The 22,699-nt window shown below is 39.1% G+C and carries 22 protein-coding genes; 17 read left to right on the forward strand and 5 right to left on the reverse strand.

The window, feature by feature from the left end; all coding sequences use genetic code 11:
* Positions 1-234: 234 nt before the first annotated feature.
* Positions 235-1,578 (forward strand): sigma-54-dependent transcriptional regulator, encoded by a 1,344-nt coding sequence (locus CKW03_RS09400; RefSeq protein ID WP_093096109.1) that lies wholly within the window; start codon positions 235-237, stop codon positions 1,576-1,578.
* Positions 1,579-1,646: 68 nt separating this feature from the next.
* Here CKW03_RS09400 and CKW03_RS20370 read toward each other — a convergent pair whose 3' ends face one another.
* On the reverse strand, positions 1,647-1,784 hold the full coding sequence (locus tag CKW03_RS20370) for a hypothetical protein (protein WP_157739467.1): 138 nt from the start codon (positions 1,782-1,784) through the stop codon (positions 1,647-1,649).
* Positions 1,785-1,877: 93 nt separating this feature from the next.
* On the opposite strand from CKW03_RS20370, the gene CKW03_RS09405 reads away from it, so the two are divergent.
* The 9 genes from CKW03_RS09405 to CKW03_RS09445 all read left to right on the forward strand — a co-directional run bounded on the left by CKW03_RS09405 (position 1,878) and on the right by CKW03_RS09445 (position 10,991).
* Positions 1,878-2,237 (forward strand): DUF7674 family protein, encoded by a 360-nt coding sequence (locus tag CKW03_RS09405; RefSeq protein ID WP_093096111.1) that lies wholly within the window; start codon positions 1,878-1,880, stop codon positions 2,235-2,237.
* 92 nt (positions 2,238-2,329) lie between these two features.
* Positions 2,330-2,665: a DUF7674 family protein gene (locus CKW03_RS09410; RefSeq protein ID WP_093096113.1), complete on the forward strand. Its 336-nt coding sequence runs from the start codon at positions 2,330-2,332 to the stop codon at positions 2,663-2,665.
* A 4-nt stretch (positions 2,666-2,669) separates the two neighbouring features.
* Complete coding sequence (locus tag CKW03_RS20910; protein WP_093097743.1) at positions 2,670-2,747, forward strand: potassium-transporting ATPase subunit F; 78 nt, start codon at positions 2,670-2,672, stop codon at positions 2,745-2,747.
* A gap of 21 nt (positions 2,748-2,768) precedes the next feature.
* On the forward strand, positions 2,769-4,457 hold the full coding sequence (gene kdpA / locus CKW03_RS09420) for a potassium-transporting ATPase subunit KdpA (protein ID WP_093097745.1): 1,689 nt from the start codon (positions 2,769-2,771) through the stop codon (positions 4,455-4,457).
* A gap of 15 nt (positions 4,458-4,472) precedes the next feature.
* On the forward strand, positions 4,473-6,482 hold the full coding sequence (kdpB, locus tag CKW03_RS09425; protein WP_093097747.1) for a potassium-transporting ATPase subunit KdpB: 2,010 nt from the start codon (positions 4,473-4,475) through the stop codon (positions 6,480-6,482).
* Positions 6,483-6,488: 6 nt separating this feature from the next.
* Positions 6,489-7,076: a potassium-transporting ATPase subunit KdpC gene (gene kdpC / locus CKW03_RS09430; RefSeq protein WP_093096115.1), complete on the forward strand. Its 588-nt coding sequence runs from the start codon at positions 6,489-6,491 to the stop codon at positions 7,074-7,076.
* A complete protein-coding gene (locus tag CKW03_RS09435) occupies positions 7,066-8,145 on the forward strand; it encodes a porin (protein WP_093096116.1) in 1,080 nt (359 codons plus the stop codon). Before kdpC ends, CKW03_RS09435 begins: the two co-directional genes overlap by 11 nt.
* A 12-nt stretch (positions 8,146-8,157) precedes the next feature.
* Positions 8,158-9,282, forward strand: a complete 1,125-nt coding sequence (locus CKW03_RS09440) for a histidine kinase (RefSeq protein WP_093096117.1) — start codon at positions 8,158-8,160, stop codon at positions 9,280-9,282.
* Entirely contained in the window at positions 9,279-10,991 is a 1,713-nt protein-coding gene (locus tag CKW03_RS09445; RefSeq protein ID WP_093096120.1) for an ATP-binding protein, read from the forward strand. The genes CKW03_RS09440 and CKW03_RS09445 overlap by 4 nt, the downstream gene beginning before the upstream one ends.
* Here the strand turns inward: CKW03_RS09445 and CKW03_RS09450 are convergent.
* On the reverse strand, positions 10,988-11,299 hold the full coding sequence (locus tag CKW03_RS09450; RefSeq protein WP_197701002.1) for a hypothetical protein: 312 nt from the start codon (positions 11,297-11,299) through the stop codon (positions 10,988-10,990). The genes CKW03_RS09445 and CKW03_RS09450 overlap by 4 nt on opposite strands.
* Positions 11,300-11,964: 665 nt before the next feature.
* Here CKW03_RS09450 and CKW03_RS09455 point away from each other — a divergent pair.
* The 6 genes from CKW03_RS09455 to CKW03_RS09480 all read left to right on the forward strand — a co-directional run bounded on the left by CKW03_RS09455 (position 11,965) and on the right by CKW03_RS09480 (position 19,297).
* Entirely contained in the window at positions 11,965-12,147 is a 183-nt protein-coding gene (locus CKW03_RS09455; RefSeq protein ID WP_139185432.1) for a hypothetical protein, read from the forward strand.
* Positions 12,148-12,242: 95 nt separating this feature from the next.
* On the forward strand, positions 12,243-13,778 hold the full coding sequence (locus tag CKW03_RS09460; RefSeq protein WP_093096123.1) for a hypothetical protein: 1,536 nt from the start codon (positions 12,243-12,245) through the stop codon (positions 13,776-13,778).
* 541 nt (positions 13,779-14,319) lie between these two features.
* Positions 14,320-15,009, forward strand: a complete 690-nt coding sequence (locus CKW03_RS09465) for a hypothetical protein (protein ID WP_093096125.1) — start codon at positions 14,320-14,322, stop codon at positions 15,007-15,009.
* 158 nt (positions 15,010-15,167) lie between these two features.
* The gene (locus CKW03_RS09470; protein WP_095067874.1) at positions 15,168-16,115 is read left to right on the forward strand and encodes a DUF5106 domain-containing protein; all 948 of its coding nucleotides are present in this window, start codon (positions 15,168-15,170) and stop codon (positions 16,113-16,115) included.
* 1,285 nt (positions 16,116-17,400) lie between these two features.
* The gene (locus tag CKW03_RS09475) at positions 17,401-17,802 is read left to right on the forward strand and encodes a hypothetical protein (RefSeq protein WP_139185433.1); all 402 of its coding nucleotides are present in this window, start codon (positions 17,401-17,403) and stop codon (positions 17,800-17,802) included.
* Between the two features lie 280 nt (positions 17,803-18,082).
* Entirely contained in the window at positions 18,083-19,297 is a 1,215-nt protein-coding gene (locus CKW03_RS09480) for an MFS transporter (protein WP_093096131.1), read from the forward strand.
* Here CKW03_RS09480 and CKW03_RS09485 read toward each other — a convergent pair.
* Together CKW03_RS09485 and CKW03_RS09490 are read right to left on the reverse strand one after the other, a co-directional pair.
* On the reverse strand, positions 19,286-19,894 hold the full coding sequence (locus CKW03_RS09485) for a class I SAM-dependent DNA methyltransferase (RefSeq protein ID WP_093096134.1): 609 nt from the start codon (positions 19,892-19,894) through the stop codon (positions 19,286-19,288). The two genes, CKW03_RS09480 and CKW03_RS09485, sit on opposite strands and share 12 nt — an antisense overlap.
* A gap of 6 nt (positions 19,895-19,900) precedes the next feature.
* On the reverse strand, positions 19,901-20,461 hold the full coding sequence (locus CKW03_RS09490; protein ID WP_093096135.1) for a DUF4230 domain-containing protein: 561 nt from the start codon (positions 20,459-20,461) through the stop codon (positions 19,901-19,903).
* A gap of 218 nt (positions 20,462-20,679) precedes the next feature.
* Between CKW03_RS09490 and CKW03_RS09495 the strand changes: the two genes are divergently transcribed.
* On the forward strand, positions 20,680-22,188 hold the full coding sequence (locus CKW03_RS09495) for a TPM domain-containing protein (RefSeq protein ID WP_093096136.1): 1,509 nt from the start codon (positions 20,680-20,682) through the stop codon (positions 22,186-22,188).
* Here the strand turns inward: CKW03_RS09495 and CKW03_RS20585 are convergent.
* Complete coding sequence (locus tag CKW03_RS20585) at positions 22,153-22,614, reverse strand: hypothetical protein (protein WP_139185434.1); 462 nt, start codon at positions 22,612-22,614, stop codon at positions 22,153-22,155. The genes CKW03_RS09495 and CKW03_RS20585 overlap by 36 nt on opposite strands.
* Between the last annotated feature and the right edge of the window lie 85 nt (positions 22,615-22,699).

A 22,699-nucleotide genomic window follows, 5' to 3' on the forward strand; every position in this document is an offset into this window, starting at 1 on the left:
GAAAGGTTTTTTAAGGATGGTTTTGATTTGTTAAAATATGTTAATATTAGCGTTGCTTGACGCGATTTGGATTTGACTTGCGTTATATCATCAACAAAGAAAAAATTAATTTCATAATTTAGGTTAATAATTGGTTTGATAAAATCCTGAGGCTCCCCGCCTTGGGATTTTTCATTTATACTGGGATTTTAGTTTGGTTTTTTTAATTCTAATCAGGAAACACTAATTTAGGCCATGCTTAAGAAGATTTTGCTTATTGATGATGAGGATAAACTCCGCCAATTGCTGGCTAGGATAATCCAGTTGGAATGGGATGATCTGGAAGTTTTTCAGGCTGCTAACCTCAAGGCTGGCTATCAGATCCTAAAGACCAAAGATATCGATGTGGTTTTATGTGATGTGAAACTTCCTGATGGAAATGGGGTAGAAGCGGTATTGGAGATCAAAAAGCTACAACCTTTAGCTGAAGTCTTGTTGATGACGGCTTTCGGTCAGATTCCTGATGGGGTGCAGGCCATTAAAAATGGAGCCTTCGATTATATGACCAAAGGGGATGACAACAATAAGGTTATCCCATTGATCAATAAAGCCTTTCAGAAAGTGGAAATGGCAAAACGCTTGGTGCAGCTTCAAGAAAAGGTGGGTAAGAAATATTCTTTTGATCAGGTGGTAGGTAAATCTAAGGAATTGCAAAATGCCATCTCCTTAGGCAAGAAGGTCGCGCAGACTGATGCCACGGTTTTATTATTGGGGGAAACAGGTACCGGTAAGGAAGTATTTGCGCAAGCAATCCATTATGATAGCAAGCGAAACGCCAAATCATTCGTTGCCCTAAATTGTTCTGCCGTTAGTAAGGACCTTTTAGAGTCTGAATTATTTGGTCATGTTGCCGGTGCATTTACCGGTGCATTGAAAGATAAAAAAGGCTTGTTTGAAGAAGCCAACCAAGGAACCTTATTCCTCGATGAAATAGGAGAAATGCCCATCGAACTTCAAGCTAAATTATTACGTGTATTAGAAACCGGAGAATTCCTTAAAGTTGGCGAAAGCAGACCGACCAAAGTCGATGTCCGTGTAATCGCTGCTACCAACAGAAACTTAGAACAGGAATCCGAAGACGGGCAGTTTAGATCTGACCTTTATTATCGTCTTTCTGTATTTACCATCACTTTACCATCCCTAAAGGAACGAACCTCTGATATTCCCTTATTAGTTAAACATTTTGTTGCACTCCAAGCAGCAAAGTTGAATATGTCGGTTCCGAAAATCGATGATTCCTATATAGATCTATTGCAAAAACATTCCTGGAAAGGAAATGTCAGGGAACTGAAAAATAGTATCGAAAGGAGTTTAATCCTTATTGAAGGTGATACCTTGGATGCTAATGCCCTGCCTTATGAATTCTGTATGCAGGAAGGCACCTCAAATAGCCTTTCCGCAATGGCACTCGCTGAAATCGAACGTAAGCATATCCAAAAAGTCCTGGCCTTTACCAAAGGCAATAAAGCCGAAGCCGCACGATTACTCGAAATTGGAGTCGCAACCTTGTATAGGAAAATTGAGGAGTACAAGATATAGATGTGAGATATGAGATGTGAGATATGAGATGTGAGATATGAGATATGAGATATGAGATATTAACCTCCCTAAATAGGATTGACCAGAAATCCTGATTTATCCTCCAGTCCTTTACCCTGAGCGGCGTCGAAGGGCATCCTGGTTCTCAAAATGATAATGACCCTATCAAAATGATAGGGTTTTTTATTTGCTATTTCTTCCAACATATTTTTATAACACTGATAAGTAGTTAGTTAGCCTTTTGTTTCATTCGCTGGAATGGAGATTGGCATCTGGGGGTAAATATGATTTTTTTTATTATGGAAAAGATTACATCCCAAGAGATGGCAAATTATGTAGGAAGGCATATCCGGAAATTATCTCCACAACTGAAGAGGTTTAAATCTGAGGAGAATGTGGCTGCGGTTATGCAGGTGATCGTGAGTTATATGCGCGAACTGTGTCAAAAGAAAAACTTTAGATATGTACAGAGGATACTATCCTGTGTGGGGATTCTTTATCAGAAAGGGGATCAGCATATCAGGCAGCATGTAGAATATCTCTTTATGCACTGTTTGACGAGGATGGACCATTTATGCAGTAGCAAGCAATGGAGCAGGATCATCTCGCAGCTCCCGCAAGGTCTAAAGGAAGTTTACATCATTCAACATATCAAATAACATGATTTTAACCCTAGCATTATTGATTTTGGGCATTGTTTGCTTTGCTCTATTCTTCAAGTCCGTTGATTTTTTCGACAAAATCTAAAGAAATGGAAAGTAAAATTATTTCAACCGTTAAAGCTTGGCTTCCGCACTGTGTGCAGGGGGGAGCGCTGGAATCTGAATATGAGGTTCTTCAACATGTAGCCGAATATTGTATGGCAAATTTTGAGGGTTCTACTGATGAACAGCAGATGACCCGTGAAGCAATCCATGTGATCGGGATATTGTATGGCGGTGGATCCTTGCACGTGAAGAATGCCATAGAGAATGAGTTTCTGGAGCGCATGGCTTCGACCGAATCTCCGGCAAGCTTAAGAAAACACCTGACCTTTTTTCCGAAGGATCTGAGGTCAGTTTATGTAAAAACTATAATAGAAAATTAAGGATATGATCGCATTATTAATCGTCGCAGTCATGGTCTTTTTATACACCATGTACGTATTGTTGAATCCTGAGAAATTTTAAGGAACAGAAAAAATGAATTTAATGAACACAGAAATATGGGGCGTTATCGCAATGTTTTTAGCAACCATTATTCTTGCTATCCCCCTAGGTAAATATATCGCTAATGTCTTTTCCGATAAACCGAGTTTTTTGGATAAGATCTTCGGTCCAATCGAAAGAGGTATTATGCGTCTCTCAGGTGTGGACTTTAAGAAGGAAATGACTTGGAAGGAACATTTGGTTGCACTCTTGACCATTAATTTGGTATGGTTTGTAGTAGGGATGTTAATCTTGATGTTTCAGGCTTATCTGCCATTAAACCCTGATGGTAATCCGAATATGTCGCCTGATTTGGCATTTAATACAGCAATTTCCTTTTTGGTAAACTGTAATCTTCAGCATTATTCTGGAGAATCAGGAGTCAGCTACTTATCCCAAACAGGATTGATGTTCCTTCAGTTTGTAAGTGCTGGTATTGGTATCTCAGCAGCAATTGTATTGTTCAAAGCTTTTAAGGATAAAGGCAGCAAGCTATTGGGGAACTTTTATGATATTTTCTTAAAATCATGTACACGTATATTATTGCCGATATCCTTTATTGTGGCCTTGATCTTAGTTTTTCAAGGTACTCCGATGACTTATGAAGGTAAAGATACGATGATCAACCTTCAAGGAGATTCTGTTGAGGTATCAAGAGGTCCGGTTGCGGCCTTTGTTGCCATAAAACATGTGGGTACGAATGGGGGAGGTTTTTTCGGTGCGAATTCAAACCATCCCCTTGAAAACCCCAGCTATATATCAAACATAGCTGAAATGATAGGACAGTTTGTGATCCCTGTGGCCATGGTTTTTGCCCTTGGGTTTTTCATAAACCGTAGAAAACTCTCCTTAATGATCTTTGGAGTGATGACCATCGGCTTTTTATGCCTGGCCATTCCAAATGTATTGATGGAAGCACAGGGTAGCCCAGCTATTGAGCGATTGGGAGTAACGCAGGATCTAGGAGCAATGGAAGGTAAGGAAATCAGGTTTGGTGCGGCGGCTTCGGGTTTCTGGTCGATCGTGACAACGGTGATTTCCACTGGTTCGATAAACTCAATGCATGATAGTAGTATGCCGCTTTCGGGAATGAATGAAATGCTCGCCATGATGATCAATGCATTCTATGGAGGTAATGGTGTAGGGATTTTGAACTTCTTTGTCTTCATTATTCTGGGTGTATTTATTTCTGGTCTTATGGTTGGCCGTACGCCTGAGTTCCTAGGTAAAAAGGTAGAGGCGAGGGAGATGAAGATCGCCATGATCGTTGCCCTAATACATCCCTTCTTGATTTTAGCAGGAACCGCTATTGCAGCTGCTTATCCAGCTATTGGAGCAAGTACCACCAATGACCCTGGATTCCATGGCTTCTCTGAGATGCTTTATGAATTTACTTCGGCATCAGCGAATAACGGTAGTGGTTTTGAAGGCTTGGGAGATAATACCTTATGGTGGAATATCAGTACAGGTATTGTCTTGTTGTTCGGAAGGTTTATCCCAATCGTTGGGCCAATTGCAATTGCAGGTATTTTATCGGAGAAGAGATATATCCCTGAAGGTGCAGGAACGCTGAAAACAGATACAGCAAGCTTTGGATTTATGGTGTTTGCCGTGATCGTGATCGTTGCTGCATTAGCATTCTTCCCTGCATTGACCTTAGGTCCAATTGCAGAGTATTTTTCTATCAAATAATTAATGAGAATCAAAATGAAATCAAATAATCCATTCTTTGATACTGAGTTGTTGAAAGTTGCTTTTAAACAGGCTTTTATTAAGCTCAATCCTAAAGAAATGCTTCGTAACCCAGTCATGTTTACCGTAGAGGTCTGCACTGTGGTGATGTTAGTAGTGTGTATTGCCATATTATTAGGAGATCAATCACAAGGCTCCTTTGGATATAACTTTATCGTCTTCCTTATTTTATTGCTTACACTATTGTTCGCAAATTTCGCTGAATCCTTAGCTGAGGCTAGAGGAAAGGCTCAAGCAGATAGTCTGCGTAAAACTAGAGAAGAGACTCCAGCGAAATTGAAAGATGGTAGAACAATTCCATCTTCGCAATTGCAAAAAGGAGATGTCTTCGTTTGTGCTGCCGGAGATATTATCGCAAGTGATGGAGAAATCATCGAAGGGCTTGCTACCATTGATGAGAGTGCCATTACGGGTGAATCTGCACCAGTAATTAGAGAGGCAGGTGGTGACCGCAGTTCAGTGACTGGTGGTACCAAAGTTTTGTCGGATGAGATCGTTGTTTTGGTGACTGCTACCGCTGGGGAATCTTTCTTGGATAAGATGATCGCCTTAGTTGAAGGAGCCAAAAGACAGAAGACTCCTAATGAGATCGCCTTAACCATTTTACTGGCAGGATTTACATTGGTCTTTATCTTGGTCTGTGTGACCTTGAAACCATTTGCTGATTATTCAAATGTGCCGATCAGTATAGCGGCTTTTATAGCACTTTTTGTATGTCTTATTCCGACTACCATTGGTGGATTGCTATCTGCCATAGGTATTGCGGGGATGGACCGTGCATTGCGAGCAAATGTGTTGACGAAGTCTGGCAGAGCTGTTGAAACGGCGGGAGATGTGGATGTGCTATTATTGGATAAGACCGGTACGATTACCATTGGTAATAGAAAGGCAACCAAGTTTTACCCTGCTGCAGGTGTTGATTCTACGGAATTGATTCGAGCAGCTAGCTTGAGCTCCATGAGTGATGAAACTCCTGAGGGTAAATCCATTGTGGAGTTGGCTGGTCTTGACCTTGCACCTTATCGATTACAAGAATCCAAATTTATCAAGTTCACTGCAGAGACTAGATGCTCAGGCTTGGATATCGCCAATCAGCGAATCCGTAAAGGTGCTACTGACGCTATCAAAAGATTAGTAGAAACTGCAGGCAATCAATTTCCAGATGATGTTGTGAAAGTTGTGGAAAGCATTTCTGGTAATGGTGGTACTCCGCTGGTGGTTTCAGAAAATGAAAAAGCATTGGGGGTTGTTGAATTGCAGGATATCATAAAGCCCGGTATTTCAGAACGTTTTGAACGATTGAGAAAGATGGGTATCAAAACGGTGATGGTAACTGGTGATAACCCTTTGACTGCTGAATATATCGCTAAAAAGGCTGGTGTGGATGATTTTATTGCTGAAGCGAAGCCTGAGGACAAAATGAACTACATCCGTAGAGAACAAGGCGAAGGTAAACTGGTAGCCATGATGGGCGACGGAACCAATGATGCTCCGGCATTGGCACAAGCTGACGTGGGTGTTGCGATGAACAGTGGTACCCAAGCGGCTAAGGAAGCAGGTAATATGGTAGACCTTGATAATGACCCTACAAAACTGATTGAGGTCGTAGAGATCGGGAAACAACTTTTGATGACCAGGGGAACACTGACCACTTTCAGTATTGCCAATGACGTTGCCAAGTATTTTGCGATTATTCCTGCATTATTTGTCGCTATGATCCCAGCATTGGCTCCATTAAATATCATGAAGTTGAGCAGCCCTGAATCGGCAATTCTTTCGGCTATTATCTTCAATGCGATCCTGATACCAATGTTGATTCCTTTGGCGCTTAAAGGTGTTGCATATAAGCCAATTGGTGCATCTGCCTTGTTGCGTAGGAACATTTTTATCTATGGTTTTGGAGGATTGATCGTGCCGTTCATCGGTATCAAATTGATTGATTTATTGTTGTCAGTATTTATTTAAACAGAAATGAAAGCACAAATTTTACCAGCAATTAAGATGAGTATTTTAACCTTTATTTTACTTGCTATACTATATCCATTCGTCGTGTGGGCTATTGCTCAATTAAGTCCTAACCAAGGAAAAGGGTTCCTAGTTGAAGGAAATGGAAAGACATATTATAAAAATATCGGACAGAAGTTTACTGAAGACCAATACTTCTGGTCAAGGCCATCGGCAGTAGAATATAATGCTGCAGGCTCAGGTGGTAGCAACTTGGCGGGTTCTAACCCCGAATATATACAGGAGGTGGAGGGTAGGATCGCTCATTTCTTGTCGCATAACCCGAATGTGACCAAAGAACAGATTCCGACCGAAATCGTTACAGCAAGCGGAAGCGGTCTTGACCCCCATCTTTCTGTTCATGCCTTGGAAATACAGGTTTCCCGTATTGCAAAATTGAGAGGCCTAGGAGAAACGGAATTAATGAGCTTGATTAAAGAACATACCGAAAATCCTCTGTTGGGCATGTTCGGTCCTGCGAAAGTCAATGTGTTGGAATTAAACCTAGCATTAGATGCTTTAGCCAACAAGAAAGGAGTAGAACATGCTCAATAAGTTTCTTTGCACAGCTTCTATCTTTTTAGGTATGGGTTCGGTTGATGCTCAGAAAATAAGCGATACTTTACAATCGAACTTGACTTTCTCCGGATATATTGAATCGTATTATACCTATGATTTCAATAAAACTGAGGACCATAAAAGGCCAGCATTTATCTATAGCCATAATAGGAGCAATGAGTTCTCGGTTAACTTAGCGATGATCAAAGCTGCTTATGAAGGGAATCGAGTTAGAAGCAATTTGGCGATTGCTGTTGGTAGCTATATGAATGCCAATTACGCTGGGGAAGAAGGTGTTTGGAAGAATGTGTATGAGGCTAACGTAGGTTATAAGCTATTGGAGAATCATGATCTTTGGATAGATGCTGGAGTATTGCCATCACATATTGGAGGAGAGAGTGCTATAGGCCTGGATAATATCAGCTTGAGCCGAAGCTTAGCCGCTGAGAATTCGCCCTATTTTGAAACAGGGGCAAGATTATCCTATACTACAAAGGATTCCAAATTATACCTTGCAGCTGTTGCACTGAATGGCTGGCAGAGGATACAATTGCCGAACACGAGTAAAAACATCTCGTTTGGCCATCAGATCCAATATAAACCGCTTGAGTCGGTTGTATTGAACAGTAGCTCTTATGTAGGCGATGAAGGTTCGGATAGTTTAAGGTTTTTCCATGATTTATATGTGCAGGTTGCTGTAAGTGAAAAGATGAATGTCTTGGCAAACTGGGACTATGGAATGCAAAAGCAACCATTAATTGCGAAAACTTACCATTGGTGGAATACTGGGGTCCAAGCAAATTATGCGCTGAGTCAAAAGGTTAAGCTGAATGCTAGACTGGAATATTTCAATGATGAAGACGGAGTGGTATTTGGTATGTTTGGAGAGCTAGGGACAAACATTCTTGGCTATTCTGCGGGATTTGATGTAGACTTGTATAAAGGATTGATTTGGAGGGCTGAGGTAAGGAATTTGAATTCTTCGGAAAAGGTATTTGTAAACGATCAGGTTGCTTCAACAAGCAACAGCACAACAATCAGTACCGCCTTGGGTTGGCGATTCTAAATAGTTATTAAAATGGAAGAACAACGTAAATCGGCTGAACACTTTTTGGAACTGATCAAACAGTCCAGGAGGGGCAAGTTTAAGATCTATTTAGGGATGTGTGCTGGGGTAGGAAAGACCTATAGGATGCTGCAGGAGTCTCATAACCTTTTGCGAAATGGTATCGATGTACAGATAGCATATATTGAAACCCACAATAGAGAAGAGACTGTTGCGCAAGTGACCGGTTTACCGTTGCTTCCAAGAAAGAAAATCTATTATAAAGGCAATGAATTAGAAGACCTTGACGTAGACTTGGTCTTGCAGAAGCATCCTGAAGTTGTAGTTGTGGATGAATTGGCGCATACCAACGTGCCAGGCAGTAAAAATGAAAAGCGTTGGCAGGACGTAATGGAGCTCTTGGATGCAGGCATAAATGTGATTTCTGCTGTCAATATCCAACATCTCGAAGGCTTACAGGCAGAGGTCGGCGACCTATTGTCTGTTCCGGTCTATGAACGTATCCCTGATCGGGTGATTCAGTCAGCCGATGAGATTGTTTTTGTTGATATTTCTGTAGAAGACCTGATTGGCCGATTAAAGGAAGGCAAGATCTACAAAAAAGAGAAGATTGAAACAGCATTGAACAATTTCTTTCAATCTGAACAGTTACTCTTGTTAAGGGAGCTTGCCCTAAAGGAAGTAGCTGCCCATGCCATCAAAAAACACGAACGCGAGAAAAAACCTGATTCAAAACGTAAAGCAGAACGGTTTATGGTTTGTATAGGAACCGATGAAAAGAAAGCCAAGAACCTGATTCGAAGGACTGCAAGGCTTGCCAGCTATTACCAAGCCGATTGGTTTGTCTTGTATATACAGACTCCAAAAGAAAGTACCGATAAAATTGCGCTGGATAAGCAGCGTTATCTCATTAATAATTTTAAATTGGCGACCGAATTAGGTGGACAGGTAATCCAAGTCCAAGGAAAGGACGTCCCTGAAAGCATCGTCGATCAAGTCCTGCGTATGGATATCACGACCTTGTGCGTTGGATGGCCATATTGGCCTTTCCTAAGGATCCTTTGGTCCATGGGCATCTTTAGAAGACTATTAAAGAAATTAGAAAAGATTCAAGTTGACATCATTATTCTATCATGAAAATTAAAGCTAAACTCTATTTAGGTATCGGATTATTGTTTTTAATGATCCTGATCCTTGCTGCGGTGAGCACTATATTTGTCAGCTCTTTGAAGAAAGACACTGAAAACGTTCTATCTGCAAACTATAATTCTGTGGAATATGCACGGAATATGCTCAAGGCATCCGATGAGATCCATTTGAATAAGGAAGCCATTGCTCAATTGGAAAGCAATTTTGCTAGGCAACGCCAGAATGTAACTGAACAGGGAGAAAAAAATATCACCGATCGTCTTTCTGAGCAACTGATCCGATTAAAGGAAAATCCTGAAGACCCTCAGGTAGGGAAGGAGTTCCGGGCAGATCTGGTAAAACTAATGACCGTTAATATGGATGCCATCGTTATGAAAAGCGATCATGCCAAAGAAATGGCCAGCAATGCATTCGTGTTTATCTCTGTTGTTGGGGCACTCTGCTTCTTGATCGGGTTTGTATTATTTATCAACCTCCCGAGCAATATCGCCAATCCTATTAAAAAACTTACCGAAAGCATCAGTGAAATTGCCCGTCAAAACTATAACCAACGTGTCTACTTCGAAGGGGATAGCGAATTTGTCGAATTGGCGAGTTCTTTCAACAGTATGGCAGAAAGACTGCAGGAATATTCCAATAGCAAACTGGACCAGATCCTTGAAGAGAAGAAGCGGGTTGAGACCTTGGTCAATAGCATGCATGATCCAGTTATTGGATTGGATGAAAATAGAAAGATCATCTTGATCAATGATGAATGCCTTCAGGTCTCCGGGTTAAAACGCACAGATTTAATAAACAGTAATATCGATGATCTGGTGCATCATAATGATCTGGTCCGCAATCTGATCGATGTAAACAATAGAGAGTCGACACTCAAGATCTTTACCGATAATAAGGAGAGCTATTTTGAAAAGGAAGTCATTCCTATGGAAATAACCCCTACAGGAGAACTAAAGAGCCAAAAGATAGGGGAGTTGATCGTTTTGAAGAATATCACTGCCTTCAAGGAAATGGATGTGGCAAAGACCAATTTCATTGCTACGGTTTCCCATGAGTTGAGAACGCCAATTGCATCCATCCAATTAAGTTCAGAGTTGCTGAAACATCCTCGTACAGGTTCATTGACGGATGAGCAGAAGAAGCTATTGGAAGGTATAGAGGAAGATAGCTTAAGGTTATTACGCATTACCAGCGAGTTATTGAATGTTTCTCAGGTAGAGACTGGGAATATCAAGCTGTATTCGCAGATCTCCGATCCTTTGCCAATTATTCAATATGCGTTAAATGCTACTAGGATGCAAGCAGAACAAAAACATATTGAGATTACTACGGAAATCGAAGATAATATCTCCAAAATATATGTCGATGAAGAAAAGACGGCTTGGGTATTGACCAACTTTATTACCAATGCCATCAGATATTCACCGGTAAACAGCAAGATTGTTGTTTCGCTGAAAAAGGACCACAAGCATCTGTTATTTGCTGTCAAAGACCATGGAAAAGGTATCGATTCAGCTTATCGGTCGAAGGTATTCGACCGATATTTCCAAATTCCAGGCAGCGTAAGGACGGGGACAGGACTTGGGTTATCCATCTCCAAAGACTTCATTGAAAATCAGGGCGGTAAAATTGGTGTCGAAAGCGAACTGGGTGTAGGAAGTACCTTCTATTTCAGGCTTCCTATGATCAATGCTTAATCAATCACGTATGTTTCAAAATGCGTAACATATTCTTCGAATTCTAGCAGGTATTTCTTGTCTTCCTTGTAATACCTTGCTTTTTCGAAGGTCTCACCGGCAAATTCCTGTATGCTATTCACCGAATCCCACTCGGTAATGGCCATAAAGTGGCATATATCATGATCAATCCTCCGCAACACCTTGGTGGAGAGATTTCCCTTTATACTTCGGTAATCTTTTATTCCAGTGTCAAATAGGTAATTTAGGTATGCATCGGCATCCTCTTTTTTGGTTATCCCATGCCAAATCCTAGTGATGATCTTCATGTTTGCCTCCTTTCCTTAGTTTGATACTCCTAATTTAATTAATTCCTCCTTCATAAATCATAGCGCCACTGTAATAACATACCTCTAACAGCACAGAAATGTTTTTTAAACTGAGATAAACACGTTTTAGTCTTCTTCATAATAAGTTATTATCGTTTAAGCAAATGTAATTCTTGTCGTGAGATTATAAATTAGCATTGCAACTATTTTACCTTAATCAATTTAATCCATAATTATGAGGCAGGATTAATATTATTTATTTGTTGTTAATGCAAAACTTACTAAGCACTTAATTTTATAGTTAAAATCATTATTAACCTATCTTTCTGCGCTAATATTATTAAATATAAACCTATTATTTATTTACAGTTTAATGTAACAATCTAGATGTAAGGTAATTACTACATAACCGAATTAATTGCATCCAATGCATGAATACCCTAAATTGTTGGCATATTTTTGTATCAATAAATAATAAAAATTTATTACTTATTAAAGTTTGAATCAATAATTAATTAACAAGGGCTTGGGAAAAGTCAAATGATGACTGAAGTGTTTGAGTGGGTATTGTTGGGCAAATTGGGGAATACAACATCAACATTATCGAATTGTCAAGGACTCTTCAAATCTAACCATGAAAGTGGTTGGAAACAAAAAAAACAACTATGAAAAAGAAAGTATTGGGTGCCTATGTGTCACCAAAAATTGTGCTTTTAAAAATTGAACTCGAGCAAGGGATCCTTGCGTCCTCCGCGACATTTACACCGGGCAATGGAACCAATGGGAACTACACTCCGGAAATAGACAATTGGATGGATTCCAAGGAAACTCATGAAATTGATTTATAGAATTAAGGGCAAATAAGAAAATGAAATCATATCTAAAAATATCAAATACAAGTCTTGTTAGATTTTGTGTTTTAGGGGTTGTCACCTTGGGATTAATGACAAGTTGTGATAAGAACGCAGACTCCGGCGATGCTGGTTCTGGCGCTTCTGCTTCACTTAGTATTAAAGTTGAAGGAATTGAAAACGAAGTCGATATCGCTCCTAAGGCAATGAAAGCGTCTAATTCAAAAACTTCTACACAATTGGCTTCAGGTGTGTTAGAAGAAAAGGATGTTTCTTACAAAGAATTTGATGCTGTTGTAAGGCTTCAGCAAGATCAAGTTGAAGGCGACAGAACTGTTTCGAACAGTCAAGTTGCAAAAAGTAACGGAAAGTCTGCTACGAAAGCTATTGCTATGGATAGAGGGGTAAAATACAGATTGCTGCTTTATAAAGATGGAAAGTTTGTGACCTCTTTACATGCAGAATCAGGTGTAGCATCTCACGTTGAAGTAGTGAAAAATGAAGAATACCAATGGTATGCTTATTCCTACAATTCGACAGATAATATTCCAGATGTTGCCAATCCAGCAGCACCGGTTATTGAGTCAGTGGTAGATAAGCCTTTATTGTACGCTAGCGGAACGGTAACTGTTACTGGTGCGGGAACTGTTGATAAACCTTTGCTTGTTAGGTTTGCACACCGTACAGCTAGGATCGGGGCAGAACTGAGTGCTAGAGGAATGTTCGCAGGTCTTCAGACCATTACAGCAAAGTTTGCTAATACTGACTATATTAAAAAAGGAACATTAAATGTATTTACTGGACAGTATGAAAATACTTCAACTGTAGACGTAGGTAATCTTACTTTTACAAATTATAGTGTTGCTACCAAGGATACAATCAAGGTTGCATATTACTATACTGCAGCTCAAACGCCAATAGTTCCGATGACTGTAAATGTTTCAACATTTACCGTTAAACTTGATAATAACAGTACCAGGACATTTTCAACCCCATTCCAATATGCTATGGATATGACGGCTGTTAACTGGGGGAATAGATTGACTAATTCAATGGATTTAATTGAGTCAGCCTTGTCGCTAGTTGGCTTGCAATGGTCGAGAGCAAATCTATATTTCAGTACTGCAGATAAGGCATATCGTTTTAGACATATGATTGAAATTGATTCTTACCCAAGAGATGGAGAAGAGTTTTGGGAGTATAGATCTTCTTTCCCGACATCGGCAGCAAATCAACAAGACCCTTGTACCCGAGTTTATCCTTTGAACAAGTGGAGAATGCCGACAAAGTCTGAAACAAAGATATTAACTGAACGAACAGCAGGTCGTAATTTGCAGCCTGACTATGTTGAATATGATGCCGTTGGGGTAGCTGCTCCTTACCAAGGTAATAAAGTTAGGATTCTAAAATTAGGTTATTTCATGACCTTGTTGGGTCCAATGGATTATAGAAATGACGGTTATTTTTGGACGCATGATCCAGCCGTTTTGGGAGGTATCTTAGGAGGTGTTCAAAGTTATAGAGTAAGTGATAATAGATCTGTTCCTATTATCGGTGATTACGTTTGGATGCACGGATTTCAATCAACGATGGGTGGTCGCGAGAACATCCGCTGTGTAAGAAAATAATAAAGTTGATAATAAGTTTGCTTAGGGCTGTCGGCATGGACAGCCCTTTGCTGTAGGCAAATATACATTCCGTTTCTCCCCATTTTCCAAGTTAAATTTGCCTGTAGATAAACATTTACAAATTCATTTAAAGTCAATCTCAATTTATTGTTAAATAAAAATGTTATGAGTAAATTCATGTCATAAAACAACAAAAATGTTTCTTCTCAAACATCGTATTTGAAGATATTTTAAATATTCAATGAAAATATATAAAATCTAGGGGTTTTAAAATTAATTATTAGTGGAATTTAGCGATTCTATGAAATTTGCACCTGTTAAAATAGCACGTATATTCGTACTGTTGTTCAGAGAAAAATTGAAAAAAATAGAATCACACTAACTATTAATTTTTCAACTATATAGATTAAGTGTTTAAACTTATTAGGTAGTTTAAACAAATTACATTCAGAAGCGATAGAAAAAAGAAGAGGCAGATTTTGTTAACTAATTGATAAGCTAATAGTAATAAAAATCTTCTTTTAATCATAAAACAACATTAATGAAAAAGTTAAGTAGTTTAGTTTTTGCAACATTGTTTGCAGTTACAGGTTTCGCGAAGGAACCAGTTAATAACAACCCTTGGAAGACGCAATTCATGGCGAAGAAAGCTTTCCAAGAAAATTCGGAATTGAATCATTGGTTTGTCGGAGCTAGTGTGGGTGGTCAAATATATTTTGGTGACCATGACAAACAATTAGATTTCGGAAAAAGAATCTCTCCTCAGTTTGAGGTATATGGAGGTAAATGGATTAACGAAAAATTTGCAGTTAGACTTGGCGTGAACGGATTGAATTACAAAGGTATCACCCAAACTAAAATGTACTCGACTGGTGAAGTTTTTAATGTTGCACAATCATTAGAGCATCAAAAATTCAACTTCATTAATGTACACGCAGATTTTATGTTCAACTGGACCAATGATGCATTGGGTTATGACCCAGGACGTTTGTACAATTTAATTCCTTATGTGGGAATCGGTTTCGGAGCCGTATTGTCAGATCCAGGATCATTGAAATTCAGTCCTAACTTAGGTGTCCTACAAACATTCCGTTTAACGGATAAGTTAGACTTCACTTTGGATGTTAGAGGTAACCTTTACGGTGATGAATTCGATGGTGAAGTGGGAGGAAGGAATTTTGAAGGGGCCGTATCTACTTCGGTAGGTGTGAAGTATACCCTTAATAGATAAGCTTAGATTCACTAACTATTAATAATTAGCCTTGATCTCGCCCGATTTCAAGGCTTCTCTTTTTTTAAACCCTCAAATTACCCTTATCTTTCTTATTTTATTTCTAAAAACTTACCTTGGCACAGTATTTCTTGCTATTGGTTTATAATAAATTGAATATGAAAATAAATAATATATTGACCTTAGGATTTCTTGCAGGTCTTCTCCTGGTCACTGCCTGTAATCAAAAATCAAACTCCAACAATAACGATGCTGAAATCATAAACGATCTTCCTGCAAATGCAGCTTATGCTCCACCTAAAGCTCCTGATAACATCCAAGGAGAGGAAGCAAAAATCACCTATGTTTTCAATCACTTCTGGGATAATTTCAATTTTAGGGACACCAGCAAAGTCTTTGACCCCAATTATGGTGAGCAAGCTGTCGCTGATTATATTGGACATTTCCCCTTAGTGCAGCCAGATACCTTGAAGGAAGGAATTGAAGCCTTGTTCAACGAAGCCAAGATTGAAAATTCTGTATTTGAATTCTTTAAGTTCCAATTCGACAACTATCTAGCTAATCCAAATTCGCCAATGCGCAATGATCTGTACTATGAAACCTTTTTGGATTATTTGATTGGTTCCGGTAAGCTTTCTCCAGAAGAGAAAATTAAATATGAAACCTTATTACCATTGTTAAGGAAAAACAAACCAGGAACACTGGCAGCTGATTTCAATTTCTTAACACCTGATGGTACCACATCTTCACTAAATGCAATCAAGGCGCCATTTACTATGCTGATCTTTTACGAACCGGGATGCAGTAATTGTGAGGAAACAATTGGCCAGATTAAATCGAACCCAGGTTTCAATGCCGTATTGGAAAAAGGGGCCCTAAAGATCTTAGCTCTATATCCTGACGGAAACAAAGAGATTTGGGAAAGCTACCAAAAAAACATTCCAAGTAATTGGATCAATGGATTGGATGAAGATCAAACCGTTGTAACCAAAGGTTTGTATATGATCAAGGCAACTCCGACTATTTATTTAATGGATGAAAATAAAAAAGTGATCTTAAAAGATTCCAACTTGAACCAAGTTGTTCAATTCTTCCAAAATATATAAAACTGAAAAAATAAGTGTATTTAAAAAGTGGAAACAATTTGAATTGTTTCCACTTTTTTATTTATGGAAATGGATGTAGGGAACACCTGGAAGGGGGAAATATTTTTCAGAAGGATTCTCTTCGTTACTTTTGGAGCCCAAAAGTAACCAAACCGACGAAGGAGCTCACGGATACCAAAGACAACTCGAATCCGTAAAACCTTCGGCCCATTTAAGGTGGCTTTTCGCACTGCCCATCACACATGAAAAGAATGCCTTGTTGTCGGGAATATCTTTCAGAAGGTCATCCCTTTTGATGGGAAGACCTTCTGAAAGCATTCCAAGGCCAATCCCAACGCACAGGGCATCGGCATTCTTTCCATTTTTCCGCCACTGGAAATGAGCCGGAGGCTAAAGGACTTTCTCCGGAAGGCTGGTGTTTGCAGAAAACCCCCAGCGGGGGTGACATCTTTGTAGAAAAATGTACCGTTTAACGGATAACCCCTGGAAGGGGTGAAATATTTTTCAATAAATCTACCCTAGGAAAGGAAATAGTTCGTTCACTGTGCTCTGAATCCCTCCCAAGCACCTTTCTAATTCTGAACGATCAGTGAAGAATCTGTACGGCTCTCTCACCTTGATCATGTCATTCTCCATCGAAGATGGAGGACCTGTACGCCAATACAATCATTGTTTGTATAGTTCCGAGAAACTTCGTGCCTACCAATGACACGTTTGTTAAATCTGTGTTTCTAGGTATTTAGACCTATATTTCCTCTCCAGAATAATATTTTTTATCGGCCATACACCCCCAGCGGGGATGAATTATTTTAGCATGGATGGTAAACAATAAAGGGCTAATGCAAAAACGATGTTCGATTAATCGAACATCGTTTTTGCGCGACTTCCAGGCTAAAGTGCCATGTCTGCTAAAATAATGGAACCCATAATGGGATTCTATATTTAAAAAACAAAAGAGCTAATAGATTTTCATTGCCAACATGCTGTCATCACCTTCCGATAAATTAAGCTCAAATTTTCCTTCTCATGATGACAAATGCCGCAAAAATAACTTAATACTTCCCCAACAATACCTCAACTATTTCCTACCATCCATCCCTAATCCCCTTACTTTTAGGGCAATTCTGTACACTTATTTTTCTTGTATATATATTGTATATAAGGCAAAATACGCCTGTATACGCTTTGTCATTCAATTTTTTCTTGCTTTAAACCCTATATCCTGACCTTTATGCCATCAATAGGAGAATAGAAAAAATAATTTTAAAACTTATAGAATTAGCAAATGATGAAGAAACATTTAAGTTGGCTGGCGATTGTTTTATCGGTCTTGATCTTTTCAGCTTGTACAGGCCAAAAGGGAGATGTAACGAAGGATCCTAAATACGCGGATATTGCAAACAATATTTTCATTACCAAAGAACCCCTTTATTATTATCATTACACGCATTCCGATGGCGGAAAATCCGGATATTTCCTTTCTGCAGAAAGCAGCATGCCTAATGCTGAACTGAAGTCCGAAATCCCTGTTGGGGGGCATGTCAAGATTTCAAAGGTCCTAGAGGTTCCGCAACAAGATGGGAATATACAGGTGATGATCCAAGGTGAGGTAATCAATGCCGGACAAGCAGGCTTAGAATATATGGCAATTTACGAGGATATCAAGCCTACGCTGAAAATGGATTAATTCAATAGCAGATTTTTTATTGTCAATAATTCACATTCTATTGGCTCTTATGAACTAATAATGAGAGAAGAAGCGCGGTTCCCGCGCTTTTTTATTGAATTAAAGTAAAATGTTATAACAGGCCATTTATTTATTCAGATTTCTCCCATAATCTTTGGTATTCCGCTATATATTGCCTTACATTTGTGCAGCTTACCCTCCCAATAAGATATTATTGTCTGGATATATGCTTTGATTTTTAATGATTTGCCTAACAGCAATTTAATTTATTTGTCAGTTTATGCCAAAACAATCTTTCTCCTACGATCAGTCGAAAACCTCTTACCCAATCCTACTTGCTATAGCACTTGCCCATCTTTCCAATGATATGATCCAAGCGATTATCCCCGCTTCATATCCACTGTTGAAAGAAAACTTTCATTTGAGCTTTGCACAGATTGGCGTGATTACTTTCTGTTTCCAGTTGTCATCTTCTCTATTGCAGCCTATTGTTGGCGCATATACCGATAAGCACCCCAAACCTTATTCCCAGTTAATTGGCATGATGTTCAGTATAATTGGAGTTATTGCATTGGCATATTCCAATAATTATTATTCCGTTCTATTCTCGGTTACCATGGTGGGGATTGGTTCCTCGATATTCCATCCAGAATCTTCTCGGGTGGCTTTTCTTTCCTCCGGTGGAAAAAGGAGCCTTGCCCAATCTATATTTCAGATTGGTGGGAATACTGGTTCGGCCTTAGCGCCATTACTACTGGCACTCTTTGTTGTACCGCATGGTCAACGGTATATCTTATGGTTTTTACTGGCAGGTGTATTTGCACAGATCGTACTTTCATATATCGCCGTGTGGTATAAGCAAGTACTGACTGCCGTGAAAGGACAAGCTAAAAAACTGGTCAAATTGCCAGATCTTTCGGATGCAACGATCAATTTCGCCATCTTTATCTTATTGCTATTGATCTTCTCTAAATATGTATACATTGCCAGTATTACCAGCTACCTGCAATTTTATCTGATGGAGAAATTTGCCATTACCGAAGTTCAAGCCCAAGTCTATTTATTTTATTTCTTGATTGCCATTGCTTTAGGAACCCTATTTGGTGGCTTTTTAGGCGATTATTTGGGAAGGAAATATATAATTTGGTTCTCGGTCTTAGGTTGTGCTCCATTTAGTCTGTTACTGCCCTTTGCCAGTCTCTTTTGGTCTGGAGTATTGGTTTTTATCATCGGCTTGATCATGGCATCTGCATTCCCATCCATTTTGGTCTATGCTCAAGAGCTCTTACCAAGAAAATTAGGGATGGTCTCAGGTCTGTTCTATGGATTTGCATTTGGAATGGGAGGGATAGGTGCTGCTATCTTAGGTTATTGGGCCGATCATACCTCGCTGGAAAATATCTATTTGGTATGTTCCTATCTGCCACTGATTGGCATTGCGGCTTATTTCCTTCCGAATATGAAGAAAGTGAAGTTCAAGGAGTCATTGAATTAATTGAGCAATCCAAACTGTAGCACCGCCACATTCGGGATCCTCAATACTATGTTGGATAAGTTTAAAATGATGTGCTGCCAATAGCTCTTGATACTGTTCGGGAGATAAGGAAGCATGATATAAATCCTGTCCATAATTTTCACTCCAAGCTTCTGCAAGCTCGTTTCCAGAGGTAAACATCAAGGCCCCATTGGGTTCAAGCTGTTCTTGGAATATTTTGAACATCTTTTCTTGGTCCTTGCCTTCCAGATGGAAGAAACTATGCCAAGCAATAATAGCATTAAACTTTTGTTCCAGCTTTAATTGTCGCATATCCATCAGAAAAAACTCATCTTCAGGAAAATTTTCTCTCGCTATCGACAGGATTTTCTCACTGGCATCCACGCCAACTACTTGATAACCTCTATTTTTGAAGTATTCAAAGATGGGTTTGCCTGATCCACAGCCCAGATCAAGGATATTACCTTGCTTCGGAATCAAGGAGCAGATCAACTCCAGGTACTTTTCCTCCATGAGGTTTTGGCTTCTGTTTTCAAAGAAGCGTTCCCCAATGATATCATATACCTTAAAAACGTCTTTCCGCTCTCTTTCCGACATGCGATTCTAGTAAAAAGTCAAATTGATTTTCGTATAGCCTAATCCTTCCAATAATGGTCGCAATACATGTGTGGCATTGTTTTTTGTCTGCTCCAGAATATCAGATTTCTTAACCTGATTGGTTATTTCTTCCTCTGCGGCCTTAAAGGCTTCATCCACTAAAGTTGCTTCTCTAAAAAATGCCATTTTGGTATCATATACCTTAGAGGCTTTGTGGTCAATTTTTACATAACAGATCTCAGGCTTCGGTAAGCTAATGGTGACCGAGTCATCCATTACTTTTACATCCTCCGCTTTTAGTTTACCCAAATCAATACAACCCACTGCATCGGCTTTAATAATCAACAGCACACTTGCGTCGGGAAGGTAAGCAGTCATATTCTTATGTTCCACCACATCGCTTAGGCGATATTTTACAAGTTCCAATTTACCCATTGACTCGATTTTCTCAACCAATATCTGATGGTTGGTCTCTTTAGTTGGGGCGGGTTTTATCCTTTCCCAAACAAACCAAGTGATTCCAATGATCAAACCTAGAACGATTAATACTTTCAATATCTTTGTCATAACCTGCTGTTCTCAAAATATAGACCATTCTACAAAATAAATGTCAAGAAACTGTAATGCTAACATTATGGCTTGATTAGTAACCATTTAATTACAATTCCCTAATCTAATTACCTAAAAACATGACAGAATGTTTGTCGATATTATATATTTCTATTAAACCGCTTTAGCATGGCTTCTTAGATTTTATTATTTTTATGTAACCCAATTTTTTTTCGATGAAAAGCAATTACCCCTATTTTTTAGGATCAACAATCAAGACCTTGCTATGGATTGGTTTTATCCTACAAGGATTGCTATTTACCCAGAGCCTTTCGGCGCAAACCATCTATAATATTGACGAAGTCCCAAGTCCGAAAGCCAAAGGACAGGATTACTTTGTGAGCGATCCTGATGGAATCTTGGAGAGCCATACAGTCAATCTCTTGGATAGCATCTCGGTAGACATCGAAAAACAGACCGGTGCTGAGTATGCCATCGTCCTTGTAAATGATTATGATTCGGATGACGACTTCCAGTTTGCTCTGGATTTGTTCAATAAATGGGGAATAGGCAAGAAGGAAGCCAATAATGGACTATTACTATTTATTGCTAAGGAAAAGCGACAATACCGTTTTATTTCAGGTTATGGTATGGAAAGGATCTTTCCTGACGTATATCTAAAACGGGTAGGTGAAAAATACCTGGTCCCTAATTTTAAAGAAGGCAATTATGATCAAGGAGTATATCAAGCCAGTGAGTTTATTGCCCATATCTTGAAATCACCGAACTCATTAGAGGAATTAAAATCCATGATGCCCGAGGCTATTCCTTTCTTTAACCTACAGAATCCTTATTTCAAGAATAGCCTATTGGTAATAGGATTATTTTTGATCCTTTACATCTATATACATATAATAGGTAAGCGATTAAAAACTGAAAAACAAAAGTTAAAACCCATTGCTCCATTTTTTTATGGTTTGGGTTGCATGGCTTTCTTAATGTTTTTATCAATTTTCATATTTGCCTTTATTTTCAAAAACTTTGAACAAGTCTATCAGGTTAAAAATACCCCTTACTTCTTGTTTGTTTTTGGAGGCTTGGTGCTCTGGATGAAGATTCACGATACCCAAGAAGCTATTAAAAAGAGCTATGTCGATGAAAAGGAAAAGGGAATCGCGCTAAAGAAATTTGCAGGATTGACTTTTATTCCTTCCATTCTTGCTCCATTGGCATTGTTCAATATGGGGGGAATCCTGTTTCGATTAAATAAATACAAACATCGTTATGATCCACCGGACAATTCAGGGGATTGGGAAAGGATCATTAGGACATCCAAGAAATCGGAAAACAGCCAATACTTGAATAAAGGTCAACTTAAAGAAGAGAAAATTGGTTCAAGGAGATATGAAATCTGGAAAAATAAGAAAACCCAAGAGCTGAAGCTCATTCCTTGGGACATTAATAAGTCATTATTCGAATGTCCTGAATGCCATTTTTACACCTTGGAAAAAAATAAAGAAAAAGTACTAAAAAAGGCAACATATACCACAAGAGGAGAAGGTGAGAAAATGGATAAATGCGAAAACTGTGATTATATCCTAAAATTGGGCACTTTTTTTATTCCAATATTAGAGCGAAGTTCTGATGGAAGTAGTTCCTCAGGTGGAGGCGGAGGGAGTTCATCAGGTGGTGGTTCCTTTGGCGGTGGCTCATCTGGAGGTGGTGGTGCTGGCGGTCGCTGGTAGGCTAATTCCTTCCTTGACGAATTTGCTGTTGTTATAGGGCTGATGGATAAAATAATAAAATAGAGCGCCTAGAAAGTAGCAAACTACATCAAAGATATCGGCCGTATTGTAATCGGTAAACTTGAGACTCAGGACCTCGAAGAATATGGAGCACATGAAAGCCAAGGCAAACAGCTGAGCCAATGGAAAGGAAAATCCTCTTTTCAAATCCAAAAGCAAGAAACCAATACAAAAGGCAAAATGAGCAATTAAAGGAACAAATACCAAATCGGTAAGCCAATTATTGACATAAGGAATGGGGTTTCCTGTTACCCTGCAATAACGTACAATAACCCATACAATACCATAAATAAGGAAATAAGGGTCTAGAAAAAAGAGCCTTAATGTGCGAAAGATACGGCTACTAACATGGCTAAAAGTCCACATGACATCAAAATTAAAAACATCACCCAACCTAATTTTTTAACCCTTCTTTGTCCAGGGCTATCGTTTTCATCGAAAGGAAATATGG

The sequence above is a fragment of the Sphingobacterium mizutaii genome (genome assembly GCF_900187125.1).
In the GTDB taxonomy this organism is placed as follows: Bacteria; Bacteroidota; Bacteroidia; order Sphingobacteriales; family Sphingobacteriaceae; genus Sphingobacterium; species Sphingobacterium mizutaii.

What these genes read in the sequence shown, in the direction of transcription:
- CKW03_RS09400 (WP_093096109.1), top strand. Translation starts at nt 235, where the DNA reads ATGCTTAAGAAGATTTTGCTTATTGATGATGAGGATAAACTCCGCCAA.
- CKW03_RS20370 (WP_157739467.1), bottom strand. Translation starts at nt 1,784, where the DNA reads ATGTTGGAAGAAATAGCAAATAAAAAACCCTATCATTTTGATAGGGTC.
- CKW03_RS09405 (WP_093096111.1), top strand. Translation starts at nt 1,878, where the DNA reads ATGGAAAAGATTACATCCCAAGAGATGGCAAATTATGTAGGAAGGCAT.
- CKW03_RS09410 (WP_093096113.1), top strand. Translation starts at nt 2,330, where the DNA reads ATGGAAAGTAAAATTATTTCAACCGTTAAAGCTTGGCTTCCGCACTGT.
- CKW03_RS20910 (WP_093097743.1), top strand. Translation starts at nt 2,670, where the DNA reads ATGATCGCATTATTAATCGTCGCAGTCATGGTCTTTTTATACACCATG.
- kdpA (WP_093097745.1), top strand. Translation starts at nt 2,769, where the DNA reads ATGAACACAGAAATATGGGGCGTTATCGCAATGTTTTTAGCAACCATT.
- kdpB (WP_093097747.1), top strand. Translation starts at nt 4,473, where the DNA reads ATGAAATCAAATAATCCATTCTTTGATACTGAGTTGTTGAAAGTTGCT.
- kdpC (WP_093096115.1), top strand. Translation starts at nt 6,489, where the DNA reads ATGAAAGCACAAATTTTACCAGCAATTAAGATGAGTATTTTAACCTTT.
- CKW03_RS09435 (WP_093096116.1), top strand. Translation starts at nt 7,066, where the DNA reads ATGCTCAATAAGTTTCTTTGCACAGCTTCTATCTTTTTAGGTATGGGT.
- CKW03_RS09440 (WP_093096117.1), top strand. Translation starts at nt 8,158, where the DNA reads ATGGAAGAACAACGTAAATCGGCTGAACACTTTTTGGAACTGATCAAA.
- CKW03_RS09445 (WP_093096120.1), top strand. Translation starts at nt 9,279, where the DNA reads ATGAAAATTAAAGCTAAACTCTATTTAGGTATCGGATTATTGTTTTTA.
- CKW03_RS09450 (WP_197701002.1), bottom strand. Translation starts at nt 11,299, where the DNA reads ATGAAGATCATCACTAGGATTTGGCATGGGATAACCAAAAAAGAGGAT.
- CKW03_RS09455 (WP_139185432.1), top strand. Translation starts at nt 11,965, where the DNA reads ATGAAAAAGAAAGTATTGGGTGCCTATGTGTCACCAAAAATTGTGCTT.
- CKW03_RS09460 (WP_093096123.1), top strand. Translation starts at nt 12,243, where the DNA reads ATGACAAGTTGTGATAAGAACGCAGACTCCGGCGATGCTGGTTCTGGC.
- CKW03_RS09465 (WP_093096125.1), top strand. Translation starts at nt 14,320, where the DNA reads ATGAAAAAGTTAAGTAGTTTAGTTTTTGCAACATTGTTTGCAGTTACA.
- CKW03_RS09470 (WP_095067874.1), top strand. Translation starts at nt 15,168, where the DNA reads ATGAAAATAAATAATATATTGACCTTAGGATTTCTTGCAGGTCTTCTC.
- CKW03_RS09475 (WP_139185433.1), top strand. Translation starts at nt 17,401, where the DNA reads ATGATGAAGAAACATTTAAGTTGGCTGGCGATTGTTTTATCGGTCTTG.
- CKW03_RS09480 (WP_093096131.1), top strand. Translation starts at nt 18,083, where the DNA reads ATGCCAAAACAATCTTTCTCCTACGATCAGTCGAAAACCTCTTACCCA.
- CKW03_RS09485 (WP_093096134.1), bottom strand. Translation starts at nt 19,894, where the DNA reads ATGTCGGAAAGAGAGCGGAAAGACGTTTTTAAGGTATATGATATCATT.
- CKW03_RS09490 (WP_093096135.1), bottom strand. Translation starts at nt 20,461, where the DNA reads ATGACAAAGATATTGAAAGTATTAATCGTTCTAGGTTTGATCATTGGA.
- CKW03_RS09495 (WP_093096136.1), top strand. Translation starts at nt 20,680, where the DNA reads ATGAAAAGCAATTACCCCTATTTTTTAGGATCAACAATCAAGACCTTG.
- CKW03_RS20585 (WP_139185434.1), bottom strand. Translation starts at nt 22,614, where the DNA reads ATGTGGACTTTTAGCCATGTTAGTAGCCGTATCTTTCGCACATTAAGG.